At 39.2% G+C, this 15,788-nt stretch carries 16 protein-coding genes; 6 read left to right on the plus strand and 10 right to left on the minus strand.

Going from position 1 to position 15,788, the window contains the following annotated elements:
- Positions 1–50 precede the first annotated feature (50 nt).
- Genes HNQ41_RS10275 through HNQ41_RS10290 form a run of 4 tightly spaced genes read right to left on the minus strand, consistent with a single transcriptional unit; the run spans position 51 to position 2,990 of the window.
- Entirely contained in the window at positions 51–467 is a 417-nt protein-coding gene (locus HNQ41_RS10275) for a transcriptional repressor (RefSeq protein ID WP_184664343.1), read from the minus strand.
- A 28-nt stretch (positions 468–495) separates the two neighbouring features.
- Positions 496–1,326, minus strand: coding sequence for a metal ABC transporter permease (locus HNQ41_RS10280; protein ID WP_184664344.1), 831 nt, complete (start codon positions 1,324–1,326; stop codon positions 496–498).
- Between the two features lie 30 nt (positions 1,327–1,356).
- Entirely contained in the window at positions 1,357–2,190 is an 834-nt protein-coding gene (locus HNQ41_RS10285) for a metal ABC transporter permease (RefSeq protein WP_184664345.1), read from the minus strand.
- Entirely contained in the window at positions 2,187–2,990 is an 804-nt protein-coding gene (locus tag HNQ41_RS10290; RefSeq protein WP_184664346.1) for a metal ABC transporter ATP-binding protein, read from the minus strand. Before HNQ41_RS10290 ends, HNQ41_RS10285 begins: the two co-directional genes overlap by 4 nt.
- Positions 2,991–3,160: 170 nt before the next feature.
- Here HNQ41_RS10290 and HNQ41_RS10295 point away from each other — a divergent pair, with 170 nt between their 5' ends.
- Together HNQ41_RS10295 and HNQ41_RS10300 are read left to right on the plus strand one after the other, a co-directional pair.
- A complete protein-coding gene (locus HNQ41_RS10295; RefSeq protein WP_184664347.1) occupies positions 3,161–4,720 on the plus strand; it encodes a Ppx/GppA phosphatase family protein in 1,560 nt (519 codons plus the stop codon).
- A 22-nt stretch (positions 4,721–4,742) separates the two neighbouring features.
- Positions 4,743–6,851, plus strand: a complete 2,109-nt coding sequence (locus HNQ41_RS10300) for an RNA degradosome polyphosphate kinase (RefSeq protein ID WP_184664348.1) — start codon at positions 4,743–4,745, stop codon at positions 6,849–6,851.
- Between the two features lie 70 nt (positions 6,852–6,921).
- On the opposite strand, the gene HNQ41_RS10305 is transcribed toward HNQ41_RS10300, so the two are convergent.
- Complete coding sequence (locus tag HNQ41_RS10305; protein WP_343043356.1) at positions 6,922–7,641, minus strand: lytic transglycosylase domain-containing protein; 720 nt, start codon at positions 7,639–7,641, stop codon at positions 6,922–6,924.
- 386 nt (positions 7,642–8,027) lie between these two features.
- Here HNQ41_RS10305 and HNQ41_RS10310 point away from each other — a divergent pair, with 386 nt between their 5' ends.
- Entirely contained in the window at positions 8,028–8,303 is a 276-nt protein-coding gene (locus HNQ41_RS10310) for a DUF2624 family protein (protein ID WP_184664349.1), read from the plus strand.
- A 97-nt stretch (positions 8,304–8,400) separates the two neighbouring features.
- Here the strand turns inward: HNQ41_RS10310 and HNQ41_RS10315 are convergent, their stop codons facing one another.
- Positions 8,401–9,291 (minus strand): deoxyribonuclease IV, encoded by an 891-nt coding sequence (locus HNQ41_RS10315; RefSeq protein WP_184664350.1) that lies wholly within the window; start codon positions 9,289–9,291, stop codon positions 8,401–8,403.
- A gap of 5 nt (positions 9,292–9,296) precedes the next feature.
- Complete coding sequence (locus HNQ41_RS10320; RefSeq protein WP_184664351.1) at positions 9,297–10,619, minus strand: DEAD/DEAH box helicase; 1,323 nt, start codon at positions 10,617–10,619, stop codon at positions 9,297–9,299.
- Positions 10,620–10,801: 182 nt separating this feature from the next.
- Here HNQ41_RS10320 and vrrA point away from each other — a divergent pair, with 182 nt between their 5' ends.
- The 3 genes from vrrA (at position 10,802) to HNQ41_RS10335 (ending at position 13,297) form a co-directional block, all read left to right on the plus strand.
- Positions 10,802–11,503: a VrrA/YqfQ family protein gene (vrrA, locus tag HNQ41_RS10325; RefSeq protein ID WP_184664352.1), complete on the plus strand. Its 702-nt coding sequence runs from the start codon at positions 10,802–10,804 to the stop codon at positions 11,501–11,503.
- A gap of 135 nt (positions 11,504–11,638) precedes the next feature.
- Positions 11,639–12,133, plus strand: a complete 495-nt coding sequence (locus HNQ41_RS10330) for a CarD family transcriptional regulator (protein ID WP_184664353.1) — start codon at positions 11,639–11,641, stop codon at positions 12,131–12,133.
- Positions 12,134–12,352: 219 nt separating this feature from the next.
- Positions 12,353–13,297: a 4-hydroxy-3-methylbut-2-enyl diphosphate reductase gene (locus HNQ41_RS10335; RefSeq protein WP_184664354.1), complete on the plus strand. Its 945-nt coding sequence runs from the start codon at positions 12,353–12,355 to the stop codon at positions 13,295–13,297.
- Between the two features lie 81 nt (positions 13,298–13,378).
- On the opposite strand, the gene HNQ41_RS10340 is transcribed toward HNQ41_RS10335, so the two are convergent.
- The 3 genes from HNQ41_RS10340 to cccA all read right to left on the minus strand — a co-directional run bounded on the left by HNQ41_RS10340 (position 13,379) and on the right by cccA (position 15,686).
- The gene (locus tag HNQ41_RS10340) at positions 13,379–14,503 is read right to left on the minus strand and encodes a Nif3-like dinuclear metal center hexameric protein (RefSeq protein WP_184664482.1); all 1,125 of its coding nucleotides are present in this window, start codon (positions 14,501–14,503) and stop codon (positions 13,379–13,381) included.
- Entirely contained in the window at positions 14,497–15,222 is a 726-nt protein-coding gene (locus tag HNQ41_RS10345) for a tRNA (adenine(22)-N(1))-methyltransferase (protein ID WP_184664355.1), read from the minus strand. The genes HNQ41_RS10340 and HNQ41_RS10345 overlap by 7 nt, the downstream gene beginning before the upstream one ends.
- 86 nt (positions 15,223–15,308) lie before the next feature.
- Positions 15,309–15,686 carry a cytochrome c550 gene (gene cccA, locus HNQ41_RS10350; RefSeq protein WP_184664356.1) on the minus strand — a complete coding sequence of 126 codons (378 nt, stop codon included), beginning with the start codon at positions 15,684–15,686 and terminating at the stop codon, positions 15,309–15,311.
- Positions 15,687–15,788 lie beyond the last annotated feature (102 nt).

Below are 15,788 nucleotides of genomic sequence, written 5' to 3' on the forward strand. Positions count from 1 at the left end.
GTCTGATCACCTAAAAGTGCTCAGACTCTTTATTTTGGCACAGCCTCTTTCTAAACAGATTGACATCCTTGGCAATATCCATATATTTCAAATTTATGGCCAACAATTTGAAAATCCGCTTTTTCATCTGAAAAACGATCCATTGGACATTCTTCAATATGTTTTGTTTTTCCACAATCCAGACAGATCAAGTGATGATGATGTGACTCAGTCGAACAAGTGAACCGAAACTTCTTTTCACCATCTAATTCTGTCATCTCCAAAATGTCTAACTCAACAAATAAAGACAAATTCCTGTAAATCGTATCAAAACTTAACCCTGGATAAGATTTTTCCATCGCTTCAAGAACATCTTTTGCTGAAATGTAACGTTTTTCATTTGCAAATAAACGAAGCATTTCTTCACGCTTGCCCGTTTGTTTGTAACCCTTTTTTGACATCAATGACATTGCTTCCGATACATTCACACTAATCCCCCCCTCACTAAACAATACCTCAGGCATGTTGCAACTTTTTTATTCCCATTGCCAACATTAAAAGTAAAATGCTGACAACAACAACCATTCCACCGGTGGCGACATTTAAATAGTAAGAAGATATAATGCCACCAATCATAGAGACTTGTCCAAACACAATTCCTAACAATAATATTTGTCGAAAACTTTTCGCGATTTGAATGCTCGCAGCAACTGGTAATGTAATCATCGCACCGACAAGTAGAATCCCAACAACCTTCATCGCCATTGAAATCACCAAAGCAATGAGTACCGAAAACAATATATTCATTCGTTTAACAGGAACACCAGACACGGATGCGAATTCTTGATCAAATGAAATGACGAGGAATTCTTTATACATAAAACTCATAATCGCAATTGCTAATAAGGCTGTTATAATAATGAAGCTAAGATCAGCTAGTGAAACCGTAATAATACTCCCAAATAAATAATTATACCACTCAGTCGTTGCCGATCCCGATGCACTCATTAAAATCGCACTTAATCCAACACCTGTTGATAATATAATCGGAATCGCCAATTCTTCAAAGTGTTTATACCATTGTCGCAACTTTTCAATGAGAAGGGAACCGATTAACGAAAAAAGAAAGCCCATGTATAGCGGGTTTAAAAAACTTACAAATGCTATCGCCTGTGACATAAAGATCCCCGCAGCAATCCCTGTTAACGTAATATGAGAAAGCGCTTCGGAGATAATCGTGATACGACGAACAAGTAAAAAAGCTCCTAGTATCGGGGACACAAAGCCAATCACAACGCCTGCGATAACCCCTCTTTGTATAAATGTCAGTGATTCTAACCATTCCATACCTTTGATCTACTCCTTCAATATGGCTCGTTACGTATGACGCCCTCTCGTGAAAAACAATGTAATAAGCAAAATCAATACCGCTATCATGACGATCGTTCCACCTGGTGCTAAATTAAGATGAAACGATGCAACGAGACCAACGATCACAGAAATTTCACCGAAAATGACCGCATAAATAAATGTTTGTTTAAAACCTTTAGCTAAGCGCATTGCACTTGCAACAGGAATGGTCATTAATGAGGATACGAGCAAAATCCCCACGACTCGCATAGATGCGGCGATGACGAGTGCAACAATGATAATAAACATCCATTGAATGAATCGTTTTGGCATACCTGAAATAATCGCCTGCTCCTCATCAAAACTTAAAAAGAACAATTCTTTATAAAATAAAATGATAAATCCACTCACAAACAGTGTAATCGCAGCTATTAGCCTAAAATCTGATTGAGTGATCGTTACTACACTACCGAATAAATAACTAAACAAGTCATTCGTAAATCCATCCGCTAATGATATGAATACAACCCCTAAACCAATTCCAGCGGATAAAATAATCGGAATCGCTAATTCTTTATAGTAGGTATAAACATTTCTTAGGCGCTCGATTAAAAGAGAAGCACCAACTGAAAAACCAGCACCTAAGTAAAGTGGGTTTAACCCTTGAAAAAGTGAAAAGTGTCGTCCGAGCAACAAGCTAAACGCTATACCTGTAAGTGTGACATGGGATAGCGCATCTGCAATTAAAGACATACGCCGTACGACAAGAAAAACACCTAAAAAAGGTGCTAAAAAACCAACCATTATCCCAGTAAACATCGCATACATTAAAAAATCGTACTGAAAAAATACGCTAATCATGATGTTGGTACCTCACATGCTGAATGGTCATGATTGTGCGTTAACATATGAACATCATGTCCGTATAATGTAGACATCATCTCATTTTCACTTTCTGTAAATGTATCGGTATCCCCATGGAAATGAAGATGTTTATTTAAACATGCAACATCTGTGACATAATCAGTCATCGCTCCGATATCATGAGTAATCAACACAAGCGTAATGCCATGCTCTTGGTTTAACTGCTTTAACATCGTGTAAAATTGTTGGACAGAATGCACGTCGACACCAACTGTCGGCTCATCTAAAATAAGTAAATCCGGATCGCTCACAAGCGCTCGAGCAATAAAGACCCGTTGCTGTTGACCACCTGATAAGTTTCCGATATTTTCATTCGTGTAAGCACTCATTTCCACTTTTTCAATGGCTTCATATACTTTTTGTTTATGCTTTTTCGTCAAAAAGCGAAATAATCCTATTTTTCCATAAAGGCCCATGGATACGACTTCAAACACTGTAGCTGGAAACCCACTGTTGAAACTATTCGCTTTTTGCGAAACGTAACCGATACGATCCCAACCGGAAAACTTTTTCAACGGTTCGCCAAATAAAGAAATGTCTCCCTGTTGTGGCGTTTGTATACCTAGTAAACATTTCACTAAGGTCGATTTTCCAGAGCCGTTTGGTCCAACAAGCCCTAAAAAGGCACCTTTACGAACATGTAAGGTGATATCTTCAAGAACATATTGTGATGTATATTTAAACGACAAATGGTTGACTTGAATGACTGAATCAGTAAGCTGATGTCTATGTCCCATTGTCTATCTTCCCTTTCTTTTTTCAGAATGATTACGATTTAATTCGAAAACAAGTATACATGACCGATTACCATTTGTAAATCACTACGACTGTGAATATCTATGGTTAAACAAATAAAATCAACTTATAATAAGAATGAAATAAACCTAGCAAAATAAAGGGTGAAACGATGCAACAAGCTACTGAGAATGTCGCAATTATTGACTTAGGTTCCAACTCCATAAGGCTTGTGATAATGGAGATTGATGTAAACGGACGTTTCCGAGAAAAAGAAAACCTCAAAATTGTTGCCAAACTGAGCACGCACGTAAAAGACGATCAAACAATTTCAGATGAAGGGGTTCAAATCGTTCTAGATACGATGAAACGATTTAAAACAATCATTGACGCCCATAGTGTGTCACGCGTTCGCGGTGTCGCAACTGCAGCTGTTCGAAAAGCAAAAAACCAAACCTATTTATTAAATCGAGTTGAAGAAGAAACGAACCTTCAATTCGATGTTCTTTCTGGTGATAAAGAGAGTTATTATGGATATTTAGCTGTCAGCAACTCAGTGAATATTTCTGATGGAATAACCGTTGATATCGGTGGTGGCAGCACTGAAATCACCTTATTTGAAAACCGAGAATTAAAACACAGACATAGTTTTCCTTTCGGTGCTTTAACTTTAAAAGAAGCTTTTATTGAAAATGACCGACCAACAAATGACGAATGGGCGTCGCTTGTGAAGCATATTAAAGACTCGTTTGAACAATTTGATTGGCTTAAAGATGCCAATGTTCCCGTCGTCGGTATAGGTGGCAGCGCAAGAAGAATAGGAACTGTTCATCAAGCAGCCATTCAATATCCCTTACCTGGTATTCACCATTACGGGATGGATCCAGACGAAGTCACCTATGTTCAAAATAAATTAGCAAATTTACCACTTTCAAAACGACTCAACCTTGATGGTTTACCTAAAGATCGTGCCGAAACAATTTTGCCCGCAACGATTGTTATCGAAACACTAATTAAAACCGTCGGGGCCCCTCGATATATTTGTAGTAATCGCGGCCTTCGTGATGGCATATTCTTTGAAGAAATGCTTCAAAAAATCGGGGTACGACACTTTCCATATATCGTCGAGGAAAGCTTTTATCAACTGCAACATGAGTTTCAAGTTGACATCGACCATATGCGCCAAATCGGGGTTCTTAGCTCCATCCTTCTTCAAGAATTTGAAGCATTTGCACCAACATTTATGAATAAAAATGACCGAAAACTTCTTTTTATGGCTGCAAAGGTTTTCTACATTGGCGAAGTGATACATCCTGATGCTCGCAGTGAGCATACGTTCTATTTATTGACAAACCAACCGATTGATGGATTGACACATCAAGAGCGATTAGCAGTTGCATGCATCGCATCTTTTAAATCAAAGTCAAAGCTTGAGCAATTTATAAAACCTTTTAAACATTGGTTAACGGCCGAAGAAATTGAAAAATATGAATTTCTCGGGTCAATTGTCAAACTTGCTTATGCACTCAATCGTACAAACCGAAACGTTATCGAAAATATCGAAGTGGACACTAAACAAAATGCTCAATCTCTTCAATGTACGATAACACATCGTGATGACGCCTATTTTGAAAAAGTTCAAGTCGAGAAATATAAAAAGCATACAGAACGTTCAATTGAAAAATCGATTGACATCCACATGAAGTCATCACATGTATCACATTCAATTTAGCGCCTCAAGGTAGGTGAAGATCATGAATGCTCTTAAGCGTCTTGATGACAATAGGGGCCACTTTGAAGACCCTTCATTTTATAACAATCGTGAACTAAGTTGGCTTGAGTTTAATAAACGGGTCTTACAAGAAGCCATCGACAAACAAAACCCACTGTTAGAACGTTTGAAGTTTTTAGCGATTTTCAGCTCTAACTTGGATGAATTTTTTATGGTCAGAGTTGCTGGCTTACAAGACCAGGTGAAGGCCAACTTTCATAAACCAGATAATAAAACAAATATGACACCGAAGGAGCAGTTAGAGGATATTGGGCATAAAACAAAACACCTTGTACGATTACAAAACGAAGTCTTTAATACCCAACTAGAACCTTTACTAAAAAAGGAAAACATCTCACTTCTTGATATGAAGGAAGTAAGTCATACAGATTTACATTTCCTTGAAAACACATTCAAAAGTGTCATTTTTCCCGTATTAACACCCATGGCCATTGATGTTTACCGTCCTTTTCCTTTACTCTCAAGTAAAAGCCTTCATATCGCAGTTAAATTACGTGACCATCTAGATAAAAGAAATAAGTTAGCGATTATCCAAGTACCAGGGGTCCTAAAAAGGTATATCGAATTACCTCGAGACAACGGCAATAAAGCTTTTATTTTGCTAGAAGATGTAGTCACGCATTTCATCAGTGAGCTTTTCCCTGGTTACGAAGTTTTATCGACTTCTCAATTTCGGATAACACGAAATGCCGACTTAACCATTCATGAGGAAGGCGCACGGGATCTCCTTTTAGAAATTGAAAAAGAGTTAGAAAAACGAAAATGGGGTGCAGTTGTTCGATTTGAAATGAAAAAAGGGAATATGGACCCTACTGTTCTGAAATTCCTTATCGATATTTTTAAGCTTCATGACCAAGATATTTACGAAATAGACGGTCCGTTAGATCCTACATTTTTGTTCTCTTTTTACCAGACATTAAAAAAAGACTTTAAGCACTTAATTAATAAACAACTTCCGCCGCAAAAACCTGTCGAGTACGAAGATGCTGAAAGTCTTTTTGAAACGATCGCAAATCAGGATATGTTCTTCCATCATCCGTACGAATCTTTCCAACCAATTGTTGATATGATTCAGTTTGCAGCAACTGATCCAAATGTTTTGGCTATCAAACAAACCCTTTACCGTGTGAGCGGTGAGTCTCCTATTGTGCAAGCATTGGCCGAGGCAGCAGAACGGGGAAAGCAAGTAACAGTGCTCGTTGAATTAAAAGCACGCTTTGATGAGGAGAACAATATCCAATGGGCGCGAACTTTAGAAAAATCAGGTGTCCATGTCATCTATGGTATATCAGGTTTAAAAACGCATGCAAAAGTGACAGTAATCGTCCGACGTCACAAAGGAAGTGTCCGGCGTTTCGTTCACCTAGGGACAGGAAATTACAATGATTCGACTGCGAAACTTTACACAGATATGGGCTATCTCACGTCTTGTGAACAATTTGGTCGTGATGCGACAAACTTTTTTAATTACTTAAGCGGTTACCGTTCAAAACCGTCATGGTCACAAATCGAAACAGGTCCATTTGATATCAGAAACCGTTTTTTAACACTCATCGACGAAGAGATCTCCTACCATAAAAAACATGGACAGGGTCACATTATCGCAAAAATGAACGCATTAACAGACAAGCCGATTATTATGAAATTGTATGAAGCTAGTCAAGCTGGCGTTCAAATTGACTTAATCGTTCGGGGGACATGCTGTTTACGCCCAAAGCGAAAAGGTGTAAGTGAAAACATTACTGTACGCAGCATCGTCGGTCGTTTTCTTGAACACAGCCGAGTGTTTTACTTTTACCGCAACGGTGAAGAAGCAACCTTCTTATCATCGGCTGATTGGATGACACGTAATATGGAAAAACGAATCGAAATTCTTTTTCCAATCCATGATGACCGTATCAAAAGACAAGTCAAACAGATTTTAGATATTACACTTCAAGATAATAGCAAAGCACGCGAACAACAAAGTGATGGTACTTATACGTACATCACACGTAAACAAGGTGAAGCGTCGATACAAAGTCAACTGATTTTGTATGAATGGGCTTTGTCATTAGCGAAACAACGTTAGCATACTTCGTCACAAATTGACCTTCCAGGTTGAAATTCATTCTGGAAGGTCTAACTTTAACTTGCTATAACTACTTGTCAAAAGCAACTAAACTACGTTCTTGTGCTTTTTCTTGAATTTCTTCTGCATACCAACTCTTAGCATGACCATGATCTTCTATATATTGTTCTAATCCATAAATACCACGATGATAAGCAGTTAAAGCATGATCCCAATCCTCATACTTATCATATAGAAAATCTAAATAGACAACAGCCAATTGGATGGAATAATAAGGATCAAAAAGCTTATCATGTTCATACGGTAAACCGGCCATATCCGCGATCCAAGGGCCCGTATTTTTCATAAATTGAGCAAGCCCGTACGCATGACCATACTCTGTTTCTGGACCAACCAAATCAGGTTCAAACTTCTCTCCTGATTCGACCCTTAATAACTCATACACAAGGAACGGGTCAATACCCTCTCTCATCGCTTCTAGAGCTAAAAACATTCCCCAATCCTCGTCAAAATGACCATCACTATCTTCGTACATATGATTGGCCATTGCTTCTGCTTCTTGCCATGATTCATAGCCGTTTTGTACTTCTCCTTGGATACTTTCCATTTCTGATTCATGTTCGATACTCATCGCTTGAACTTCCATACCAAGCTCTTGTTCATTGATACGCGATTCCATATCGTCAATTTTTTCTTGTAAGGTTACATTCTGATGATTTAAATAAATAGATAATGCCGAAAGTAAGAAGAACGAAACGATAAGCATCCATACACTCGTTTTCTGTAACACTCACATACCTCCTCTCAAAAAAACGGCAGTCATAAGACATGCCGCTTAGAATCATACATGTTTTTATTGTCGTCGACAATTTGTTTGCTCAGCCTATTGAAAATGAATATGATTAGACAATAGTCCTGAATTTACCATACCCTTCTCCCCTTGTCAACAAACATAGGTATCAATTAAAACACGATATTCTTAAAAAAATTCATATAAAAAAGCTTGCTAAACGCAAGCTTTTTTCATAGTTCATTTTGCTAATGTTTATTCTTATCTTCTTTCGTACTTACGGGAGCGAAAAGCTTCATTTAGAAAATACAATACACCAAAACTTAATGCACGCTCTTTCTCGTTGTGCATATTTTAATGTTAGAAACTATTCGGGAGGGAAAACGATGAATCCGATCGTTCGACAAATGGCCAATCAAAAAATCAATAGCCTTGATGAACGGGAATTATTACGCTTAAGTAAAGAATACGAAATCCCTTTAACAGCTAAACAAGCAAAGGAAATCATTCAAATTATCCATAAACATCCCATTGACGTTGGTAACGAAAAACAAGTCAAGCGCTTACGTGACGAACTAAAAACGTTAGATCCGAAACTTTACCGAAAAGCAGATAAATTGCTAACCCCTTATAAATCAATGATCGCCTGGCCGAAAGACTGATTGAAAAGTTAAAGTGGCTTGATTACGTACGACGCTAAATGTAAAAAAGGTCAGCTTCTATCTCGCTTATTATGAGCGAAAGAAGCTGACCTTCACTTTAGGATGTTAACTTTTCTTTTAATTCATCATCAAATGTTTTTTTAGTAAGCATATCAATTTCCAAGCCATATGGCGCTTTTTTATTCTTTTTATCAGTACCGACATAAGGTGTCTCTAAGATTTTCGGTATATGATCAAACGCCTCATGATGAACAATACGGTTTAAAGCTTCGAATCCAATTTCCCCAAAGCCTATGTTTTCATGACGGTCTTTTCTTGCACCCACTGGATTTTTACTATCATTAATATGAAGAACTTTCAAACGATCCAAACCGATGATTTGATCGAATGATTGAATAACCCCTTCAAAGTCATGAATAATATCGTAACCCGCATCATGTACGTGGCACGTATCAAAGCAAACAGACAGCTTTTCATTATGAGTAACACCGTCAATAATTTTTGCTAACTCATCAAAGCTTCGACCACATTCTGACCCTTTTCCGGCCATTGTTTCTAAGGCGATTTGAACATTTTGGTCCTTAGTAATCACCTCATTTAAACCTTCAATGATTTTCGCGATGCCCGCTTCAGCTCCCTCTCCAACATGTGAACCTGGATGAAGGACAATCTGCTTAGAACCAATTGCTTCGGTACGTTCGATTTCACTTTTAAGAAAATCGACACCGAGTTGAAATGTTTCTGGCTTCGTCGTATTCGCGATGTTAATAATGTATGGTGCGTGGACGACGATATCACTGATCCCCGACTCTTCCATATGTTGGATTCCCGCTTCGATATTTAATTCTTCAATCGCTTTTCGACGTGTATTTTGCGGAGCACCAGTATATATCATAAATGTAGTCGCGCCGTAGGAAGCTGCTTCTTCACTTGATCCTTTTAACATTTTCTTCCCACTCATCGATACGTGCGAACCTAGTAACATCACTTACTTCATCCTCTCCCTTTATTCTTGCGGTTATTCAAACGTTGTTCTCGTTTCACTTGTTTTCGTTGTTCTTGTTGAAACTTCTTCTTATAACCAGGTTTTACTTTTTTCGCTTTCGGAAGCGGTTTTTGCGGTTGTTGCTCTTCCCCAGGTTTCGACTTTTGTGATTTCATATGGCGGTTCTTTTGCTTTACATCAACCCATTCTCCGTGCCGTAAATCTTTATAAGTGAACGTAATCCCTCGTTTTTCTAACTTTCCAACCGCTTCACCATCTCTATCAGAAATAATGGAGACAGCAAGACCGTCCCAACCAGCGCGTCCAGTTCTTCCAACACGATGAATATAAAAGTCTAAATCTTTTGGCCACTCGAAGTTGATGATATGAGAAATCCCTTCTACATCAATGCCTCGAGCAACAAGATCTGTCGCGACTAAGTATTGTACTTCCGCTTTTTGCAAACGTTTCATTACTCGTTTTCTTTCTCGCGGCGTAATATCACCGTGCAAACGATCTACATTGAGACCATGCTCATTCATCTTATTGAATATTTCTTCGGCGGTCTCCTTTGTATTTGCAAAGATCATTGCCAAATAAGGGTTAAGTGAAACAGCGACATCTTTAACGAGCTCAAAACGGTCGCGATGACGATCCGGAACCAATATGTGTTCGATTTTCCCTTCCTGACGATGAGATTTCACTTCTACATGCCGTGGTTGATTCATATACTTTCGTAGAAACGGTTCTAGTTTTTCTGGGATTGTAGCAGAGAAGACAAGCATTTGCAGGGAATCACCCATTTTCGAGGCGATTTTATCAACATCTTCAATAAACCCCATATCAAGCATCTGATCCGTTTCATCAACGACGAGAAAGCGGGACGTTTGAACCGGTAAATGACCTTCACGAACAAAATCTTCAATTCGTCCTGGCGTACCTACAACAATATGCGGGCGCTGTTTTAAGCCTTCAATTGACTTTAAACGGTCAGTTCCACCAACGAGTAATTTTGTACGCGGCTTCTCTGAATCTGGAGCAAATTTTGTTAACTTTGTCAGTTCGTCATAAAGTTGTGATGCCAACTCTCGCGTTGGCGCTGTGATGACTGCTTGTACATTTTCTTCATCGATGTCCACTTGATCAACGATCGGAAGGAGAAATGCTAACGTTTTTCCCGATCCTGTTTTCGATTGCCCAATGACATCTTTTCCATTTCGAATAGCAGGAATCAACCGTTCCTGTATTTCCATCGGTTTTTCAATGTTCTGTTCCATTAATGCTTCAAGTAAAAAAGGTTTTAATTCAAATTGTTGAAAAGGATGTTTCATTATTGACACTCTCTTTCTGACACAAAGATCCTTTGATCTTCCTGATCTTAAACTAATTAATAATTTTACCATGAAAACTTCTACTTTTGCTAGTTTCAGCATTTTTCCATCCGCCTATACGCACGAGCCCCCTGCTACATAAGATATCATGGAGGAAGAATTCGTATGAAAGGAAGGTTGCCATGTTCCCAGTCCCACCTACACCACCGCCAGCAGCACCAGGGTTAATGTCTATGTTTTCGCAAGCGCCTAATGTTGCATCCACTGCTGCTCCGGGTATTATGCAAGGTGCAGCTCAAGGGGCCGCGCAAACAGCAGCTCAAGGGGCCGCGCAAACGGCAGCTCAAGGTGGAATACTCTCGAAAATATTAGGAGGCGCAGGTGCAGCAGGTGGCGGATTCAATCAAATTCTTGGCTTTATACAAAATGCGCAAAAAGCGGTCAACACTGTACAAAGTGTCACACCATTAGTCCAGCAATATGGTCCATTCGTTAAATCACTTCCACAACTTATGACAGCACTCAAGTCAAGCGATGAAGAAGAGGACGAAGAAAACCAAGAGGATAGCAAAAATGAACAACCTGAAGATGATGACGATGAAGAAACAGACGAACAAATAAATGAATCAGAGACAAAGGATGTTGAAGATGATCAAGAAGAAACTTCAAAAGATCAGAAGAGAAAACATCCTCAATCTCCATCCACTCAAAAAAGAAAGCAAAAAAAGCAACGGAGCACAAATAAAAGACGAGGCGGGCAAAAACAAACTTCCTCTTACTCTACGTCACCTAAAACTTCAGCGAAACGTCAACGTACTAAAACAACACAACCACATAAAGATGATCAATTAGGTAACTTACCCGCTCCTAAGCTTTATATCTAAACGTAAAATAAACAACGCATTTATCCTTACGTTTTGCCTTAGATATATTGACGCCCGGCCTCTCTCATAGTAAAATTTTAAATTTATTATATTTTATGTTAAAATAAGTGTAACGTTTTAATTGGAGGAATGCTCATGTTTAATATCGGTGATCACGTTGTCTATCCTTACCACGGTGCTGGAACGATCCAGGACATTGAAGAAAAAGATATATTAGGTGAAAAAATGCGTTACTTTGTCGTTTTTTTTCCCCTAAACGATGTGACTGTTATGCTTCCAGAATCGCGCATTGATGGATCTGGTTTACGAAAAGTGATTTCAAGCGATCGGGTCGATGAAATTGTCTTTACCTTGAAATCAAAAGAGGAAGTCACAAAACGTGATGTTGCAAAACCTTATTCAAAAGAGAATGAAACGTTACTGAAATCTGGATGTATCATTGATGCTGCACAAGTTATTGCCAATTTGACATCGAAAGAAAGTGAGCGTTCCAATGGACTTCATATGGAAGACCGTAAAAACCTCGACAGAGCGAAACAATTTATGGCCAGTGAATTAATGCTTGTCAACAGTATGAGCGAATCTGAAGCTTACGATTTTATTAGTGTTAATAGCCAACAGGAAGCTTAAAATTTCCTTTATAAGAAATCGTCAAAGGACTAACCTCTTGAACATTCACCGCGCACTTAAAGTACGCGCATTCAAGGGGGGTCCTTTTCTCTTTACTAACTTAATAAATCGCTTGATCATTGCGAACCTAACATTGCTTGCTTTATAATATATTGAGATTCATTCTCAAAAACTTGAAGACGAAGTCATTGTTTTTGGACTTAAGAGGAGGCATTCTTCATGCGCGTAAAAAAAATTTCTCCGCGTGGTTATTGTTACGGCGTCGTCGACGCGATGGTACTCGCCAGACAAGCAGCTGCAAATCTCGATTTACCAAGACCGATTTATATCCTAGGAATGATCGTTCATAATAAACACGTGACTGATGCGTTCGAAGAAGAAGGAATTATTACTTTGGACGGACCGAATCGTAAAGATATTCTTGATCAAGTTGACAAAGGAACTGTCATCTTTACTGCCCATGGCGTTTCGCCCGAAGTACGGCAGTTAGCAAAAGAAAAAGGATTAACAACCGTCGATGCAACATGTCCTGACGTTTCTCGCACACATGACTTAATTCGCGAAAAAAGAGACGAAGGTTATCATGTATTTTATGTCGGCAAAAAAGGACACCCTGAACCAGAAGGGGCGATCGGTGTTGCACCAGACATCGTACACCTGATCGAATCGGAAGATGACATTCACAATTTAAATATCGAATCTGACAAAATCATCATTACAAATCAGACAACAATGAGTCAGTGGGATGTATCAAACATAATCAATGCGGCCATGGAAAAATATCCGCACGCCGAAGTACACAATGAAATTTGCATGGCCACACAAGTCCGCCAAGAAGCCGTTGCAGAACAAGCAAAAGATGCTGATTTGTTACTCGTTGTAGGCGACCCTAAAAGTAATAATTCTAATCGACTTGCACAAGTTTCAAAAGAAATTGCCGATACACCAGCTTATCGCATCGGTAATGTAACCGAAATTGACCCGAGTTGGTTAGACGGTATTAATTATGTCGCTGTTACCTCTGGGGCAAGCACACCGACACCGATTGTGAAAGAAGTCATTCGCTTTTTAGAACAATACGACGAAAACGACCCGAACACTTGGGATCAAACGAGTACAGTTAAATTAACGAAAATCTTGCCAAAGGTAAAAACCAAATCGTAATTTGATATCCAAATATCCGGAAAACGTATGTAAAAGAGAGCACCCTAAAATGGGGATGCTCTCTCTTTTTGTGCAATTCTCTTATACGAATGTAAAAGGATCAGTATGTACCGTTGATACGATAACGGCCGTACCATTATACCCCTCTTCTTGCAACTGCGCTTCTATTTTTTTCTTCACGCCTTCTTTCATGACTTTCTCAACATTATGTCCGGGGTCAGCAATGGCTAAACCGTCCATTTGTGCATCATGAGCAATATGGTAGTCCACATCTCCAGTGACATAAACATCGGCACCTTTTCTGATCGCATGGCGCATATACTTGTTTCCTGTTCCACCGAGCACAGCCACTTTACGTATAGGACGTTGTAAATCACCGACAACCCGTAAATGGTCAACAGAAAATGCTGCTTTTACTCGCTCAACAAACGCTTCAAGTGTCTCTTCAGCAGCTAACTTACCAATACGTCCCAAACCTTTCGTTTCTCCTGGTTGGTCCATGGCATAAACGTCATAAGCAACTTCTTCATAAGGATGTGCCTTCTCCATCGCTTTTAACACTTGTTTTTGCTTCGAAGCTGGAAAAACACTTTCCAATTTCACTTCAGAAACAAATGTCATTTCACCTTGCTCCCCTATAAAAGGGTTCGTTGCATCTCCAGGCTTAAATGTACCTGTCCCTTGTGTGTTAAACGTGCAATGGCTATAATCACCGATAAAACCCGCTCCTGCATTCCCAATGGCTTCTCGCACTTCTGCAGCCTGCTCTTCTGGAACGAAGACAACAAGTTTTTTCAATGGATCTGTCGTCGTCTCAACGAGAACTTCCGTATTTGCAAGGCCAAGCGCTTCTGCCATTAAGTCATTGACGCCACCTTGAGCGATATCAAGGTTCGTATGAGCTGCATAAACGGTGACATCATGTTTGATTAACTTTTCAACCATACGTCCATACGGCGTGCTTACATCTAATGTTTTAAGAGGCTTAAATAAAATTGGGTGGTGGGCAATAATCATGTCAACCTCTTGCTCAATCGCTTCATCAACAACATCTTCTAATACATCTAATGTTACGAGCACTTTTTTTATTGGTTTATTTAGTGTGCCAATTTGTAAACCGACATTATCCCCCTCGACAGCTAACGATTTAGGTGACCATGATTCAAATTTTTCAATTAAACGTTGGCCGTTGACCGCTTTCACGATAACTCCTCCTTTAACCATTGCAAACGTTGTTGTATTTGTTGCCTTTTCGCTTCAGTTTTTTCGTTTTTAACAGCTTTAGATAACTGTTGATCAATTGATTCAAGCTCCCGTTTTTCGCGTAACCATTTGGCATAAAAAGCTGCTTGTTTTTGCTTTAAATTCCAAGGACCTAACCACAGTTGCTTTTCTAATTGATCGTTGTCATAAGCTTCGTAAGGATCCCCACGCTCAGCTACGAGAATTTCATACGTGTATCCTGCCTCATCGATCATCGTTTCGTCAACAAGAGACCAATTCTGTTCAATAAGCCAGCGCCTTATATTATCAGCCGCTGTATTCGGTTGCAAAATGAGACGCTGCACATTTTCTAGCTTCTCTTGTCCAGCTTTTAAGATCGAAGAAATCAACATTCCTCCCATCCCCGCTATAACAATTGTCCCAATGTCATCAGATTCTGTCAAAGGAGCGAGGCCGTCTCCTTTACGAACATCGATGGCTTCACTCAACCCCCAACTGTCTACATTTTGTTGAGCTGCTTGCATTGGACCTTCATTCACTTCAACTGCAATCGCTTTTCGTACTTTTTTGTTTCCAACTAAATACCCCGGAAGTAACGCATGGTCAGAGCCTATATCGGCTATAACCTGATCATTTGTGACGTAATTAGCAATCATTTCTAAACGGACAGGTAAATCAATGTTTAATGTCTTTTTTTCCATAATCCTCACCAAATTTCATTTTGTTCATTTTTAAGTTTATGTAAAAAAAGGAGGGCGGTCAAGCCGCCCTACCTTCTTAACCCCTATTATTCAGATGCGTCTAATAAATATTCGGCAATCGCTTCTGCATTCTCACCAGTTTCAAGTCCTGCTGGCATACTTCCTTGTCCGTTTTCAATGATATCAACAATTTCATCTTGACTCAAACGACCTTCTAGATCATGGATTGCAGGGTTGCTACCTGCACCTTCTAAATTCTCACCGTGACAACCGATACAACTGTCTTGATATAAATCTTCCCCATATGCAATAGGGTCAGTCATATCAACCTCTTCCGTACCGTTTTCATCCCCCTCTTCAGCCATTTCCTGTTGTTGGCTTACACCGACAAAGGATAAGATCAAAATGAGTAGCACCCCTAAGACAGCAGTTGCTGCAAATGGATAAAGCGGTTTCCCTTTCATAACTCCTGTATCCTCCTTTTACTCCTATAAACTTTGACGAATGTTCATGATGATAGGTATGATATGTAAACCTACCCTTATTTTACTCTAAAAGAGCCAATG

Origin of the sequence: Texcoconibacillus texcoconensis (assembly GCF_014202575.1) — a bacterium.
GTDB classification, from domain to species: Bacteria; Bacillota; Bacilli; order Bacillales; family Salisediminibacteriaceae; genus Texcoconibacillus; species Texcoconibacillus texcoconensis.

Coding starts and splice junctions, on each gene's coding strand:
- HNQ41_RS10280 (WP_184664344.1), bottom strand. CDS start 1,326: ATGGAATGGTTAGAATCACTGACATTTATACAAAGAGGGGTTATCGCA.
- HNQ41_RS10285 (WP_184664345.1), bottom strand. CDS start 2,190: ATGATTAGCGTATTTTTTCAGTACGATTTTTTAATGTATGCGATGTTT.
- HNQ41_RS10290 (WP_184664346.1), bottom strand. CDS start 2,990: ATGGGACATAGACATCAGCTTACTGATTCAGTCATTCAAGTCAACCAT.
- HNQ41_RS10295 (WP_184664347.1), top strand. CDS start 3,161: ATGCAACAAGCTACTGAGAATGTCGCAATTATTGACTTAGGTTCCAAC.
- HNQ41_RS10300 (WP_184664348.1), top strand. CDS start 4,743: ATGAATGCTCTTAAGCGTCTTGATGACAATAGGGGCCACTTTGAAGAC.
- HNQ41_RS10310 (WP_184664349.1), top strand. CDS start 8,028: ATGAATCCGATCGTTCGACAAATGGCCAATCAAAAAATCAATAGCCTT.
- HNQ41_RS10320 (WP_184664351.1), bottom strand. CDS start 10,619: ATGAAACATCCTTTTCAACAATTTGAATTAAAACCTTTTTTACTTGAA.
- vrrA (WP_184664352.1), top strand. CDS start 10,802: ATGTTCCCAGTCCCACCTACACCACCGCCAGCAGCACCAGGGTTAATG.
- HNQ41_RS10330 (WP_184664353.1), top strand. CDS start 11,639: ATGTTTAATATCGGTGATCACGTTGTCTATCCTTACCACGGTGCTGGA.
- HNQ41_RS10335 (WP_184664354.1), top strand. CDS start 12,353: ATGCGCGTAAAAAAAATTTCTCCGCGTGGTTATTGTTACGGCGTCGTC.
- HNQ41_RS10345 (WP_184664355.1), bottom strand. CDS start 15,222: ATGGAAAAAAAGACATTAAACATTGATTTACCTGTCCGTTTAGAAATG.
- cccA (WP_184664356.1), bottom strand. CDS start 15,686: ATGAAAGGGAAACCGCTTTATCCATTTGCAGCAACTGCTGTCTTAGGG.